This window comes from Nitrosopumilus zosterae, from assembly GCF_025998175.1.
Taxonomy (GTDB): Archaea; Thermoproteota; Nitrososphaeria; order Nitrososphaerales; family Nitrosopumilaceae; genus Nitrosopumilus; species Nitrosopumilus zosterae.
This window is the reverse complement of sequence record NZ_AP026695.1, coordinates 664,358-677,715: the sequence shown is the minus strand read 5'-3', so window position 1 is coordinate 677,715 and position 13,358 is coordinate 664,358. Positions and strand designations below refer to the sequence as shown.

Annotated in this window: 16 protein-coding genes; 9 read left to right on the top strand and 7 right to left on the bottom strand. The window is 32.3% G+C overall.

Annotated features, from left to right (window positions below; all coding sequences use genetic code 11):
• Positions 1 to 66 precede the first annotated feature (66 nt).
• From carA to OO712_RS03985, 4 genes are all read right to left on the bottom strand, one after another.
• Complete coding sequence (gene carA, locus OO712_RS04000; RefSeq protein WP_225866914.1) at positions 67 to 1,182, bottom strand: glutamine-hydrolyzing carbamoyl-phosphate synthase small subunit; 1,116 nt, start codon at positions 1,180 to 1,182, stop codon at positions 67 to 69.
• 168 nt (positions 1,183 to 1,350) lie between these two features.
• Positions 1,351 to 2,544, bottom strand: coding sequence for an AAA family ATPase (locus tag OO712_RS03995; protein WP_109877287.1), 1,194 nt, complete (start codon positions 2,542 to 2,544; stop codon positions 1,351 to 1,353).
• Between the two features lie 9 nt (positions 2,545 to 2,553).
• Complete coding sequence (locus OO712_RS03990) at positions 2,554 to 3,045, bottom strand: hypothetical protein (protein WP_109877288.1); 492 nt, start codon at positions 3,043 to 3,045, stop codon at positions 2,554 to 2,556.
• Entirely contained in the window at positions 3,042 to 3,605 is a 564-nt protein-coding gene (locus OO712_RS03985; protein ID WP_225866903.1) for a hypothetical protein, read from the bottom strand. The genes OO712_RS03990 and OO712_RS03985 overlap by 4 nt, the downstream gene beginning before the upstream one ends.
• Before the next feature lie 159 nt (positions 3,606 to 3,764).
• On the opposite strand from OO712_RS03985, the gene OO712_RS03980 reads away from it, so the two are divergent.
• The 5 genes from OO712_RS03980 to OO712_RS03960 all read left to right on the top strand — a co-directional run bounded on the left by OO712_RS03980 (position 3,765) and on the right by OO712_RS03960 (position 7,307).
• Positions 3,765 to 4,925: a TrmB family transcriptional regulator gene (locus OO712_RS03980; protein WP_109877289.1), complete on the top strand. Its 1,161-nt coding sequence runs from the start codon at positions 3,765 to 3,767 to the stop codon at positions 4,923 to 4,925.
• Between the two features lie 133 nt (positions 4,926 to 5,058).
• Positions 5,059 to 5,415: a response regulator transcription factor gene (locus tag OO712_RS03975; protein WP_109877290.1), complete on the top strand. Its 357-nt coding sequence runs from the start codon at positions 5,059 to 5,061 to the stop codon at positions 5,413 to 5,415.
• 63 nt (positions 5,416 to 5,478) lie between these two features.
• Positions 5,479 to 5,934: a RidA family protein gene (locus OO712_RS03970; RefSeq protein WP_109877291.1), complete on the top strand. Its 456-nt coding sequence runs from the start codon at positions 5,479 to 5,481 to the stop codon at positions 5,932 to 5,934.
• A 199-nt stretch (positions 5,935 to 6,133) separates the two neighbouring features.
• Positions 6,134 to 6,916: a PEFG-CTERM sorting domain-containing protein gene (locus OO712_RS03965; protein ID WP_225866904.1), complete on the top strand. Its 783-nt coding sequence runs from the start codon at positions 6,134 to 6,136 to the stop codon at positions 6,914 to 6,916.
• Positions 6,917 to 6,938: 22 nt separating this feature from the next.
• On the top strand, positions 6,939 to 7,307 hold the full coding sequence (locus tag OO712_RS03960) for a PPOX class F420-dependent oxidoreductase (RefSeq protein WP_109877293.1): 369 nt from the start codon (positions 6,939 to 6,941) through the stop codon (positions 7,305 to 7,307).
• Between the two features lie 5 nt (positions 7,308 to 7,312).
• Here OO712_RS03960 and OO712_RS03955 read toward each other — a convergent pair whose 3' ends face one another.
• Entirely contained in the window at positions 7,313 to 8,419 is a 1,107-nt protein-coding gene (locus OO712_RS03955; protein WP_225866905.1) for a DHHA1 domain-containing protein, read from the bottom strand.
• A gap of 355 nt (positions 8,420 to 8,774) precedes the next feature.
• Here OO712_RS03955 and OO712_RS03950 point away from each other — a divergent pair, with 355 nt between their 5' ends.
• Positions 8,775 to 9,938 (top strand): citrate synthase, encoded by a 1,164-nt coding sequence (locus tag OO712_RS03950; RefSeq protein WP_109877295.1) that lies wholly within the window; start codon positions 8,775 to 8,777, stop codon positions 9,936 to 9,938.
• On the opposite strand, the gene OO712_RS03945 is transcribed toward OO712_RS03950, so the two are convergent.
• The gene (locus tag OO712_RS03945; RefSeq protein WP_109877296.1) at positions 9,939 to 10,145 is read right to left on the bottom strand and encodes a hypothetical protein; all 207 of its coding nucleotides are present in this window, start codon (positions 10,143 to 10,145) and stop codon (positions 9,939 to 9,941) included.
• Positions 10,146 to 10,904: 759 nt separating this feature from the next.
• On the opposite strand from OO712_RS03945, the gene OO712_RS03940 reads away from it, so the two are divergent.
• From OO712_RS03940 to OO712_RS03930, 3 genes are all read left to right on the top strand, one after another.
• Positions 10,905 to 11,354, top strand: coding sequence for a hypothetical protein (locus OO712_RS03940; protein ID WP_109877297.1), 450 nt, complete (start codon positions 10,905 to 10,907; stop codon positions 11,352 to 11,354).
• 45 nt (positions 11,355 to 11,399) lie between these two features.
• The gene (locus OO712_RS03935) at positions 11,400 to 12,224 is read left to right on the top strand and encodes a signal peptidase I (protein WP_225866906.1); all 825 of its coding nucleotides are present in this window, start codon (positions 11,400 to 11,402) and stop codon (positions 12,222 to 12,224) included.
• Between the two features lie 131 nt (positions 12,225 to 12,355).
• Positions 12,356 to 12,871, top strand: coding sequence for a hypothetical protein (locus OO712_RS03930; protein ID WP_109877298.1), 516 nt, complete (start codon positions 12,356 to 12,358; stop codon positions 12,869 to 12,871).
• Positions 12,872 to 12,941: 70 nt separating this feature from the next.
• On the opposite strand, the gene OO712_RS03925 is transcribed toward OO712_RS03930, so the two are convergent.
• The gene (locus OO712_RS03925) at positions 12,942 to 13,355 is read right to left on the bottom strand and encodes a hypothetical protein (protein ID WP_109877299.1); all 414 of its coding nucleotides are present in this window, start codon (positions 13,353 to 13,355) and stop codon (positions 12,942 to 12,944) included.
• Between the last annotated feature and the right edge of the window lie 3 nt (positions 13,356 to 13,358).

Sequence of the window (13,358 nt, the reverse complement as noted above, 5' to 3'; positions counted from 1 at the left end):
CGACTCTCGCCGGCTTCTCCGATTTTAATTGCCCCACTACCAAGTACAAGAATTTTCTTTAACGTTTCATTCTTTGGCAGATGTTCCTTCCTCCATAAGGTGTTGTAGCTCTTCAAAGACGAACTTGCAATCATAAGGACCTGGTGCAGCTTCTGGATGAAACTGTACTGCAATACACTTTTGCTTTTTGTGTTTTATTCCTTCAACTGTCTTGTCGTCTGCATTAGTAAACCATAAATTAAATTCAGATTTTTGAAGGGATTCTGGAGTGATTCCATATCCATGATTTTGACTAGTGACATAAACTTGATTGTTTTCTAAATTGACACAAGATTTGTTTTGACCACGGTGTCCATACTTGAGTTTGTATGTTTCAGTATTTCCGGCAATGCCAATTATTTGCGCACCTAAACAAATGCCTAATGTTGGAACATTGTGTTCAATTAATTTTTTAGCTGTGTTTATTGTGTCAGGACATTTTTGTGGATCACCTGGACCACTACTAAGTACAACTCCTTTTGGATGATAAGACATGATCTTTTCATATGAAGTGTCCCAAGGAAGACGTATCACTTTGTAACCAATCTCCCGAATATTTCGTATAATGGCATTTTTTGCACCAGTATCAACAACCACGACAGAACGATTTTCATCCCCATACGTTTTTTCTTGTTTTGTAGATACATAATCCATAAATTGTTCAGAGTCATAACGTGGTGCAGATGCAAGTTGTTTTTTGATATCCTCAGCATTAATTTCTGAATCAGACACAACTAGTGCTGCCATCATGACTCCACCAGTTCTAATCTTTTTTGTTAATTCACGAGTATCAATACCAGAAATTCCAGGAATTTTTTCGTTGTAAAGCCATTCATCAAGAGTCATAGCGAGATTCCAATGGCTTGCAGTAAGAGATAATTCATGAACCACAAGACCCCTAACTTGAATTTTCTCAGATTCAAAGAATTTTGGGATCCCATCATTATCTTTAATCGAGTAATCTGGAACTCCATAATTCCCAACTAAAGGATATGTAAGAGTAAGAATTTGACCACTATATGATGGATCTGTAAGTGCTTCAGTGTAACCTACCATGCCCGTATTAAAGACAATTTCACCAAAAGTAGTAGTAGAGTAGCCAAAACCTTCCCCATCAAGAACAGTGCCATCATCAAAAATCAGTTTTCCAAACTTTTTTGCGTGGTTTGATTTCTTTATAGTAATTGTGACCCTCGATAAGTCCGCTATAAAGCGAATTTAAGTTTTATGAGAAAAACAAAATAAAAAAATTGATCGCAAAACCAAGATTATAGAGCAAAATAATTTTAGAAACTTTAGTTAGTCAGCAATCTAAAGTGCTTGGAACTCTTCACTCCATTTGTGATATGCACGAATCATTTCAAGTGAAACGCTGGGCTTTCTTCTAGCCATTATATCTTTAAAATCAGAGGTGGTCAATTCTCTTGGTTGTACAGGTTCTTCGCCTTCAACGGGTTCATGGTAATCTGGAGCATTAAAGATTTCATGTACGGTTTTAATCTGAGCTGCTTGGCATACATCTTTGATATCACTAGCACTGTAGCCATCAAATAGTTTTGCCAATTCAGAATTATTTACCTTATAATTTTTGCTAAGAGGTGCAGTATATTGTGCAAATAGATTTTCTCTTGCTTCTTGAGTTGGTAAAGATACATAAATTCTCTTTTGAAATCTTCTAAGGAAAGGCCAATCAAGACTCCAAGGTTTGTTTGTTGCACCAATTACATAAAGCATCAAATCTTTTCCTTTTCCATTTACACCGTCCATTTCAGTTAAAAATTGATTTTTAGTTCGCACTTCGCCACCAACTTCGCTGTTTCTAGAACCTAACAATGAATCCACCTCATCCACAAACAAAATAACAGGTTTCCCTTCTTTTTCAGCATATTGTCTTGCCATAGCAAATAATTTTGAAACATTTTTTTCTGCTTCACCCAACCATTTACTCATCATTGAAGATGCGTCAACGTTGATAAAATATCCGTCCATCTCATTTGCAGTTGCTGCAGCCAGCATGGTTTTTCCGGTACCAGGAGGACCATAAAGCAACATGCCCTTTGGCCATCCTAATGGAAACAGATCAGGTCTTTTAGTGGGATATACAATAGATTCACGTAAAGCACTTTTTGCATCATCTAATCCAATCACTTGGTCCCAAGTTACATTGGGTTTTTCTTTCATCAAAAGATCTTCAAAATCATTTTCATCTTCTTGCCTTTGAACAGATTTCTTCTGTTCTTCTTCAGAAGCCTTTGGATCTACTGCAGGTTCAACACCGTGAGCCTGTTGTAGTGCATTAATTCTGTTATGGTAAGAGTTGCATCGATCTTTGTAAATTTGGTTTAATTTACTAGAAGGGTATAATTGCAATAATTTTACCAAAGAGTCAATGGCATGCTGATAATGAGTTATCGCCATCCCTCGGGCCCCTTGAGAATCAAATTTTATAGCTTCTGAAGCATATTTGCTTGCAGTATTTTCTAATTCTTGTGGGGCTAAACTCATTTCATTTACCTACGCAGTATGTCTTTGAGAATTTTGTTGGTATTCTACGGTGTTAATCTCTGTCACAAAATTGGTTAAATTAATTCCACTTGTTTCTTCCTCGTTAAAATCAGGACCGTCATGATAATTCTTTTTAAAATCAGATTTATTAGAAATATGGGCATGAATGTCTTTTACTTTGTTGATAGAATCTTCAGCTGAAATAATCAATTCAGATATTTCATCATCCAAATCTTCAAGAGATACTGCAGTTTCAGATATAACAGAGGTAAAATGCCTCAGAATTGAACTCATCTCTTTTTTATCAGAATATTTGCACATCATAAAATCAGCAATTTTAACAATCTTATCCAAATCCTGTAATTCATCCAAAGTTAATTTATCAATTTTGTCAGCATCTGAAGGTTTTACTTCAGAGAGTTTTTTATCAATTTTTGCTGAAATTTCTTTAATACGCTGAAAATCTTTTGAAAAATCACGTTTTGGGGATATAGTAATCAAGCATCACATAATTTGAAAAAATCAACATTAGGATACTGCTTATTTAATTTAGAGTCCACCATCAATTTTACTTCATCAAGAAATATCGAAGCATCATTATTTGATTGACTGAAATCAAATCTAGCCTTTGTAAGAGCGGCTGAATCTAAAACAATACTGCCCAAATGGACAGACAATTCAGATAATCGTTGGCTACAATTTGGAATAACACTAAACAATTGAGCACTAACAGTTCTAATCATAGGAATTGAAGAAGGAAGTATATCAGGAATACTACTCAAACCAGAAACACTGGCAATTCTCTTTTTTATGTGTAAGAGCACATCTGATGAAAAAGTCAAAACACGCTCCAATTCTATTGCAGAGACATGATTTTTGTCAGTGTCATCAAAAAATAAAACTAATTCACAGTTTGACTGTTTCAAATCATCAAGTTTTTTGGTAATAAAATCAATTATCTCAGACAATAAATGGGCAGAGTATCCTAATCTAGGAACCAATGTTACTGAATGAGAGATATTCTCACATTCCATTGTTTCGATACTAGTCTTTACCATCATACCAATATTTTCATCCAGATTTTGTATTTGAGGACGGTGTCACAGTAATTTTGGTAACCACAGTTACATCTACCTGTGGATACAATTTTGATTTTTTTTGAGTATTTGTGTAAAGGAATTTAGCTCTCAATTTTACCTAATAACAAATCAAGAAAAATCATGGTTGATGAACATGTATTAACAGTAAGTTTAGAAGAATTTGGATTAAGTAAGTATGAAGCACAAGCATATGTTGCACTCATTTCAAAAGGCACCATTACGGCTAGTGAACTAGCATATTATTCAGAGATCCCACGGACAAAAATTTACCCAACATTGTTGAAATTAGAAAATAAGAAACTAGCAATTATTTCAAAGAGCAAACCAATTATGTGTACAGCAATTGCGCCTGAAGATGCATTTGATGGAATTATTCATGAACAAATCAACAAGGTAAATGCAATGAATTCATTGGTATCTAATTTAAAAAAAGCAAGTGAAGAAAGTAGAAAAACCAGAGGATCAGAAGAAAAAAGATATTTCCATATCAGTGCAAATAACGTCTTATTACAACTTCAAACAATGATTGAGGGATCAAAATCATCCATCAAAATTATGACTGATCAGTGGGGATTTGGATTGTTGGCAGAGTGTAAAGATCAATTAAGTTCAGTTGTACGACGAAATTTGGATATTAAAATCATTGTTCCAACAACTCAAATCTGTTCAGAATCACATAGAAAAATCCCAGATAGAGTAGATATCAGAGCATCAGAGATAACTCAAAATTGTTTCATATTTGATGAAACAGAATTATTGTTGATAAACAATGACAACGGAAAAGGGGCAATTTTTTCATCAACAGATATTCTTGGTTCAAATCAAGAAAAAATATTTTCAAATCTCTGGAAAAATTCAATAAAGACAAAAGCACTTGCAGACATGTCTAAAACTGAAGCCCAGGAAATATACAAAATAATTAAAACGGTAAATGAAATTGGTTTAACATACATTTTAAATTCTGCAATGGTATCAAAAAAACCTGAATCAGACATGTTCAAGCTATTAGAAAACAATGGGATATCATTCAAATCAAAATCACTGGATGATGTGATTGAAATAATGGATGCAATAATGCAAATCACATGTTCAGGACATGTGAATTTTGAGGCAAATACAAAAAATATCACAGTAGAATCAAAATTAAATAGTGGTCATTCATTGCCATGGGTATCAATTCTAGACGGATGTCTTCAAAAACAAGGATATAAGACTAGAACAATTTATCAAAACAATGCAAACAAAGGGGAAAAAGTCCACATCAAAATAAGTAAAAGTTAAAATTTCAAATATGACAAATCAGGAACAAAAACCAGAATTTTTAACATTTTTTGATTTAGGATAAAACAATATCAAAAAAAGTGTTATTTTCAAACAAACAATGTTTAATGTATTATGATGTTCATACCATTTTATGGGATTAAATGTATTGGTTGTGGATGATTCACCATTTATGAGACAAAATATCAAAGATGTATTCAGATACATGAAAATCAATTCTGTGATAGAGGCAAAAAACGGCATGGATGCAATTAGAGCATTTAAAAAATACAGACCATCTTTAGTCACCATAGATTATGAGATGCCAGGAATGAATGGAATTGAGACAGCAATGAAGATTAGAGAAATTGATAAAAATGTAAAGATGATAATTGTCACATCTATCAAGTCAAACATGATTGCAATCAAGAGTGGAAAAATTCCTCAGCTAGGATACATCACAAAGCCAATAGATCCTTTTATGATTAAAAATGAACTGGCGAAATTATAGAAATAAAAAGAAAATTTTGAAATTTAGGTAAAAATAAATTCAAACAATTTATTGTAATAATTTATGATTGAAGAAAAATTAGATGAATTAGGAATAAAACTTCCAAATCCGCCAATACCAGCAGGATCATATGTGCCTGCAATTAGAACGGGAAATTTATTATTCATTTCAGGACAAATTCCCATGGAAGACGGAAAGGTGATATTTACAGGCAAAGTTTCAGATGAGAATTTAGAGACCGCACAGAAATCGGCAAGAATGTGCGCAATCAATATTTTAACACAGATAAAAAGAGAATTAGGAGATTTAAACAAAGTTTCAAAAATAGTCAGACTTTCAGGATTTGTGAATTCAGTTCCAGAATTTTCTCAACAACCAAAAGTAATTAATCCTGCATCGGATTTATTTTTTGAGATCTTTGGTGAAAAGGGCAAACATTCAAGAATTGCTGTCGGAGTATCTTGCTTACCTCTAAATTCAATGACGGAAATTGACGCCGTTGTAGAATTTCTGGAGTGACTTGCATATTTTCACAAACAGGATCATTAGGCATCTTCTAGGATACAAACCAATTAAAAAAATTTAAGAAAAGGAAAAATACAAAAAATAAATTCAAAGATAAGAAGATTTCTATTGATTCTAAGAAACAATTCATATACTCTAAAAATTCAGTGAAAAAGTGTTCAAGATTTCATTATTAATGTTGTGTACAATATCATTGGTTTCAACTTTAGCTTTTGCAAATACAACCATAGAAGTACAAACGTCAGAAACAAAGATCAAAGCATTAGAATCAATTTGGGTTACAGGTAAAATTACAGATGTTGCACAATACAAGCCAGTAAAATTAAGAGTCATCGGTCCAGACGGAAAATTAGTATTTGCACCACAAGTTACGATTGATGATAATGGAGAATTTAGAAAATTACTAAATCCGCCAATTCCAAGTTTTAAGCCAGGAGAATACATTGTAACTGCAAGCCACGATGACACAAAATCAGTTGCACAAACTCAATTCACAGTTATTTCACAAGAGATTCCAAGAAATTCAGATATTCAGACAAGTGAATCAAAAGTAATAGTAGAAAAAGAACAACAAAAAAGTTCAAAGGAAATCACCATACAAGCTGAAGCTGAAAACGGTTCAGATGTTATTATGGTCAAAGGAAACACCAATTTTAGAGGAACAGATATCACGTTGATTGTAAAATCACCAATAGGGAACATGATAACAATTGATCAAGTCACACCTGGAATGTATGGGGATTTTCAAGCAGAAATTAAAATAGGCGGTCCAATGTGGAAGGAAGACGGTATGTACACAATCACTGCAAATCACGGATCTTCATCAGAGTATAAAGAATCAATCAAAGTTGAAATTAAAGACGGAGTAGTAGTTCCAGAATTTGGAGTTACAACATCATTGGTTTTAGCAATGTCAATTATTTCTATAATTATTGTTTCAACAAAATTAAAACTTGCCACACCATTCAGATATTAATCTGAGAATACATCAAAACAACATGATTAGTTTAGAGAAAATAAAATCAGAAAAATACATAGTACTTGAAACATATAGAAAAAATGGTGAACCGGTCAAAACTCCAGTATGGTTTGTAATTAATGATGACTTTGTGTATGTAGTAACGAGAAGCAATACAGGTAAAATAAAACGCCTTCAAAATAATCCAAAAGTAAAATTTGCTCTATGTACCATAAAAGGGAAAGTCACAGGAGAATGGATTTCAGGAACTGTGAAAATTTTAGATGGTAATCAAACAAAAAGTACAATAGAAATGAGAGATAAAAAATACGGATTCATGGCAAAGATTGCAAAATTCTTGAGTAAAAGCAAGGGAGAACTTTGTGCATTTTCAATCAAGATAGATTAAAAGAATTATTTTATTTGTTTATTTAATTCAGTGATGAATTTTTTAATTTTAGGTTTTGGTATTACAGCACCACATGCCTTATCATGGCCTCCGCCTGATCCTCCAAGATTGGTTGCCAAAATATTGACAATTTTTCCTAGATGAACTTTACAGTCTTTAGAACCACGAACAGATACTGCATAAATTCCATGATCAACACGTTCTTTGTATGCAACACCTACATTTTTTCCAGACAACCCCATAACAAAATTAACAGCACCGCTTGCACCAGCATCAAGAATTTCCATATATCCAAGATTCTTCATAGTCTTCAGACCTTGTTTGACCTTGGCAATCATTTGAGATAGTTTCTCAACTTGAATTTGTGCAAACTCAAAAGTATTTGGTATCGCATGCGGGAATTTAGAATCGGCCAACTCCTCAACCAAATACAAAAGATAGTCAGGTTCTTTTTGATGCCCTACAATATTATAGGTAAGAACAGTTGCGCTAATCAATGCAAATTGTCTATCATAGATTTGTAATAACTTTGCACCAATTGGTCGAGTTTCCATATAGTCAGTGATTGCAGCACATGCTGCAACAAATGATGCGTGATCATTTAGTTTTGATTTAAATGCATTGTAAACTAAAACTGCAGTGCATTCATTGGTATCATGAATTATTTTTACTTTGATCTTATTTAATGCCTTCAGAACATTAGGATCAATGTCATGGTGGTCAATGTAAGTCACAGACACTTTATTTTTTCTTAAAGTTGTCATAATATCAATAAATTCATCTTGGGTTTTTTTGCTAAGACCTAAATCACAAATAAATAATGATTTTAATTTTTCATCTAAAACTACTTGATTTAGTGCTTCCATTTGGCCTGGATAATCAACCAATATTGCATCACCACCAAATGCCTGTCTAATCAATGCAGCAGAACTAATTCCATCACAATCTTCTTTATGTGAAATGCAAATTACTTTGGTACGTTGTGGTTTAACAGTTCTTGTAGCAGTGATTTTTTTTGTAGGTTTTTTATTGATTTTTTTAGAGACTTTTTTTGTGACGGTTTTTTTAACAATCTTTTTGGTTGTATGTTTTTTAGTTTTAGATACTGTCAATACAGAATGAAAAATTAATTACCCTCATTTAAATGAAGAATGAAATCAGGATCGTCTTGATGATTTTTTAATATTTTTATGAATTAAAGAACTCGAATCCACATATACTTCAAAGAATGATAGTCCTTCCAGTTGGGTCTGATGATCGATTTCCTGGATTTTTTTTAATTCATCTGAAGATGCATTAAGCACCAAATCATCTAGTTTTTTCAAATCTTTACGCTCTTTGGGAGTCAATTAATTTTGAATTAAAAATTATCATTTATGACCAAAAGTTGGTCGATTAGACTAATTACTAAACTTTATAGACATAATTTTGGAGAAAATATAATAAAAGATTTTTGATAGGCTCATCATGGAGACTAAAAACATAGGCCTCAGAGGAATCGAGGTAGCAGATACCAAAATTTCCAACATTGATGGTGAAAGAGGCAGGCTGATTTACAGAGGATATGACATTTTAGAACTTACCAAAAATTCAACATTTGAGGAAACAGCATATTTGCTGCTTTATGATGATCTGCCAACCAGAAACCAGTTAGAGGAATTCAATTCTAAATTAATTGATGCAAGATTTATTCCAAAACAGATGCAAAAAAACATGGGAAACTGGAGAAAAGATGCAGACCCAATGGATATGCTTCAGGCTTTTGTAGCAGCTCTTGCGGGATATTATGATGAAGAATTTGCAAATAAAGAGGCCAGTTATGATAAGGCAATAAATCTAATTGCAAAAGTACCCACTATTATTGCAAGTTGGAATAGAATTAGAAACGGATTAGATATTGTAGATCCAGATCCAACATTAAGCCATGCGGCAAATTTTCTATATATGATGTCAGGGGAAAGACCAGATTCAGAGGTGGAAAAAATCTTTGATGTGTGCTTGATTCTTCATGCAGACCATACTTTCAATGCATCCACATTTACAGCAAGACAGGTTGCATCAACTAGAGCACACATGTATTCAGCATGTAGTGCAGCAATTGGAGCACTTAGTGGCGAACTACATGGAGGTGCAAATACAGAAGTGATGAAGATGTTGTTAGAAATTGGAGACATAGAAAAAGTTGAAAAATGGATTAAAGAAAAAATGAGCAAAGGAGAAAGAATTATGGGTATGGGTCATGCAGTTTACAAAACATATGATCCTAGAGCACAAGTATTAAAGCAGTTATCAAGGAAGTTAGCAGAAAAAACTAAAGAACCATGGTTTGCAATTACAGAAAAAATTGAAACTGTAACTATTTCTGAAATGAAATCCCAGAAAAACAAAGACATCTATCCAAACGTTGACTTGTACAGTGCATCATTATACTATATGTTAAAAATCCCAATGGATTTGAACACCCCAATCTTTGCAATTTCAAGAGTTGTTGGATGGGCAGCACATATAATTGAGGAAAAATTTGCAGAGGCAGCACCAAAGCCAGCACTGTATAGACCAAAGGCAACATATGTTGGAAAATATTGTGGGCCAGAAGGTTGTGAATACAAAACTCTAGATTTGAGAAAATAATTAATTTCTTGTACTAAGCCACTCTTTTGCTTTAGAGTTCACATCATGTTTGTACAATACTTCAAAAACCATATCATAAAATGTAATGCCTTTTTTTTGAGCCTGATCATCAAGCCATTTTATTCCGTCAGCTAATTCAGGATCATGTTCAGAGAATTCTACTAGTTCATCGACCATCTTTGAGAAGAAAGTGTGAGATTCAAGCATACGTACATCTTTAAATCTACGATCATAAGTGAAGGATTCAAATTATATAGACAAAAGAGTCACATTATTTTTAAAATTCACTTGTTCCAAATAGGATAAAAATCCGTTTAGAAATTATAATCACATGGGTAAAAAACGAATTAAATTTATGAGCAAGTATATTGTAAAAAAATCTTGATCAAAATAATTGTGGTGTAATTTTAATATTATGTTAAAATTATGTGAGAATTATTTTTCTTTTACATTAATAATTAGGAAAGCAGGCATCGATATCAAAATTTTTGAGCAGCAATATCTCTCGGTAAAAATATCAATAATCATCTAATAATTACTAGTGTTTTATCAATTAGGACACACAGAAAAATACATACTAATTAATTAGTAGTGTTGTAACTGTCACCAACATACCATCCCGTGGTTGGTCTTAAGTTGAGAAAAGAATTGGACTCATGTCAAAGTCTGTAAGAAATTGATGAGTCTAATTCTTTATAGAATTTGTAAAACGATAAAAATGCAGCATAATTTAACAAAAATTTTATAAAATAATTATAAAAAAAGGCACATGTCAGTTGGAATAATTAGATCAAAGTAACATTTTTTCTAAATTATTGGAAATATAGATTTGAAGGTTTTGTTTGGGCAGAGAAAATCAACAAGAATATCTATTCATATATTTTAGAAATTAAATGATTTGAATGCATGTAGCTTGTTTACTATGAAATAACTAGATGATAATAATTACATTTTGATTGTTCTAATATGAACAGTTTACCCATTATTGCACTAATAGGAGTAGCAATTCTAGTAACATCCACCATAGGATTTGGAGCTAGTCTTACTAACACTCCAACATTTAACCTAATTGGAGCAAGCGACAATAATGCAGTGACAACAGCAAGAGGAAATATTACAGCATTAGTTTGGACTGAAGAGGTTTCAACAGAAGGAGTAATTGAAACTGATGAGATTACTTTTGCAGTAGGTAATGAAGATGGAACAGAGGCACATGATTTCCAGATCTGTGCAGTTATTGAAGGACCAATTGGAACATATTCTCCTGCAGCAGGTTCACCCCCAGCATGCACTACTACAGGAAGTGTTGCAGCATATGCAAATTCAACTGGTCATACAATTGATTTTGTAACACCGGTAAATGTAACCAGCATAGTTGACATTAGTTTTTCAATAGAAGAACTAGACCAAGAATGATCAACAATCATTTTTTTATTTTCTAAATATCTTATGTGAAAAGATATGATTCAGAAAAAAATTAAAATTCTTGTAACACTTTTATTTATTCCAATTTTGATATATTTTTGGCCGGTTCAACTTTACGGGGATACAACATACATTATGCTCGTAGGCAATAGCATGTACCCAGTTATAGAAAGTGGTACGTTTGTTGTACTAAAACAAGAACAACAATATTTTCTGGGAGACATAATAGGATTTGTTAATGAAGATAACAAAAATGTTGTACACAGAATAGTAGAACAAACAGATGAAGGATTCATAACAAAAGGAGATAACAATAAAAAAAATGATCCAGGAGTAATTCCAGTTGACAAAGTAGTTGGAAGATCGATATTTGTGATACCATATGTAGGATATACTTCATTATTTTTACAAACCCCTATAGGTATGTCAATTTTTGGAATATGGGCTTTGATAATGTTTAATAAAAATAAATCCAAAACCAATAACAAGAAATCCTCAGAAAGTTTTATAATTTTTAAAATTGGAATGATTTCTGTAGTAATAAATTATGTATTAACTCAAGTTACTTTAGGATTTGACATTAGACTATCCAAAACAATGAATATACCTTTTTCAAATATTTTTGAGCCAACTATTGCAAATTCAGTATCATTTGGAATGCTAACAATGGCAATCATCATGCTATATCTTTTTTCACGAAAAATCCAAGATAATAAAAGTGACGAAATAAAGCCTTTGAAATTAATATTTGCGTTAGGCGGAATAATGATTCTTGTACTTCAGATAATTAGTGCAATTAACACCATTCCTATACTAATTACAAATATTAGCGAAAATCAGCTAATTCCCCCCATTTTTTAGATGAAAATTATTTAAAGTGATTTTTAAAAAGCAGAACAGAATTCCTATAAAATACCATTATGGAATACGAGAATTAGAATATTTTCCGTATCTGATAATATGCATGATTCCCATAATTAAGAAGAATCAAATTGAATCATGGTTATTTTGAAAAAAGCCTGAAAAAGGTTACAAATAAAATAAAATTTGATGGAAAAAATGGTTTTCAAAAATTCTTTATTCATGCTAGTTTCATAGTAATTCTAATCATTGCAACCACCACAATGGCTATTGCAGATGAATCAATTCTAACACAATCATTCTCAAATTCAGAATTTATAGAAAATTCAGCAGTTACTCCTCGTGGGCATATTGAAGATTTTTCATGGACAAAAAGAGTTTCACCAGATGGAGTTATTGAAATTAGTGGCATCGGATTTTCAGTTATCAATGATGATGATATAGGGCATTCTTTTGAAATTTGCACCATAGTTCAAGGACCATTAGAAAAATTCACACCATCGTTAGATAGTCCACTTGCATGTACAAATACAGAAAAAATTGAACCTTATGGAAAAATAGAGAATCAATTTATTGATTTTTCTAACGGAGTTAAAGTTAGTGAACTTGTAGACATATCCATAGCAATTCAAGAATTGGATAAATAAAATGTATGAAATAGATATTTTTCTGAAAATAAATAATTTATTTCCGTTTTAAAGTTTTATAGATTGTATTCTAAGTGATTTCTTGTATTGAAATATCAGCAAAATCCACAGTAGTTTTATTCAGAGGGTTTGTAAAAGGAACTACAACAGAATCTATATTATTAGAAGAAATTAAAGTAGTTGCACAATCAGGAGCAGTACCAACAGTATCACTGATGGAAGATCCAGCTTTTGTAATTACACAGATACGATATGAGTGAGAAACACTATCAGTATTTCGAATAGTGATTGTGGAAGAATCAATATTATTGCCACTTGTAGAATGCACCACATTTGTAATATCTACCTCAGATGCACGAGATGAAATGTTATCATCACTTCCAATGGAATTAAACGTAATTGAACTATTTAGATTTGAACCCAATCCTATTGTGGATACAGTGATAATTAATACACCTACGAAGAAAATTATTTTGAGATCCAATAT

What these genes read in the sequence shown, in the direction of transcription:
- OO712_RS03995 (WP_109877287.1), bottom strand. Translation starts at nt 2,544, where the DNA reads ATGAGTTTAGCCCCACAAGAATTAGAAAATACTGCAAGCAAATATGCT.
- OO712_RS03985 (WP_225866903.1), bottom strand. Translation starts at nt 3,605, where the DNA reads ATGATGGTAAAGACTAGTATCGAAACAATGGAATGTGAGAATATCTCT.
- OO712_RS03980 (WP_109877289.1), top strand. Translation starts at nt 3,765, where the DNA reads ATGGTTGATGAACATGTATTAACAGTAAGTTTAGAAGAATTTGGATTA.
- OO712_RS03975 (WP_109877290.1), top strand. Translation starts at nt 5,059, where the DNA reads ATGGGATTAAATGTATTGGTTGTGGATGATTCACCATTTATGAGACAA.
- OO712_RS03970 (WP_109877291.1), top strand. Translation starts at nt 5,479, where the DNA reads ATGATTGAAGAAAAATTAGATGAATTAGGAATAAAACTTCCAAATCCG.
- OO712_RS03960 (WP_109877293.1), top strand. Translation starts at nt 6,939, where the DNA reads ATGATTAGTTTAGAGAAAATAAAATCAGAAAAATACATAGTACTTGAA.
- OO712_RS03950 (WP_109877295.1), top strand. Translation starts at nt 8,775, where the DNA reads ATGGAGACTAAAAACATAGGCCTCAGAGGAATCGAGGTAGCAGATACC.
- OO712_RS03945 (WP_109877296.1), bottom strand. Translation starts at nt 10,145, where the DNA reads ATGCTTGAATCTCACACTTTCTTCTCAAAGATGGTCGATGAACTAGTA.
- OO712_RS03940 (WP_109877297.1), top strand. Translation starts at nt 10,905, where the DNA reads ATGAACAGTTTACCCATTATTGCACTAATAGGAGTAGCAATTCTAGTA.
- OO712_RS03935 (WP_225866906.1), top strand. Translation starts at nt 11,400, where the DNA reads ATGATTCAGAAAAAAATTAAAATTCTTGTAACACTTTTATTTATTCCA.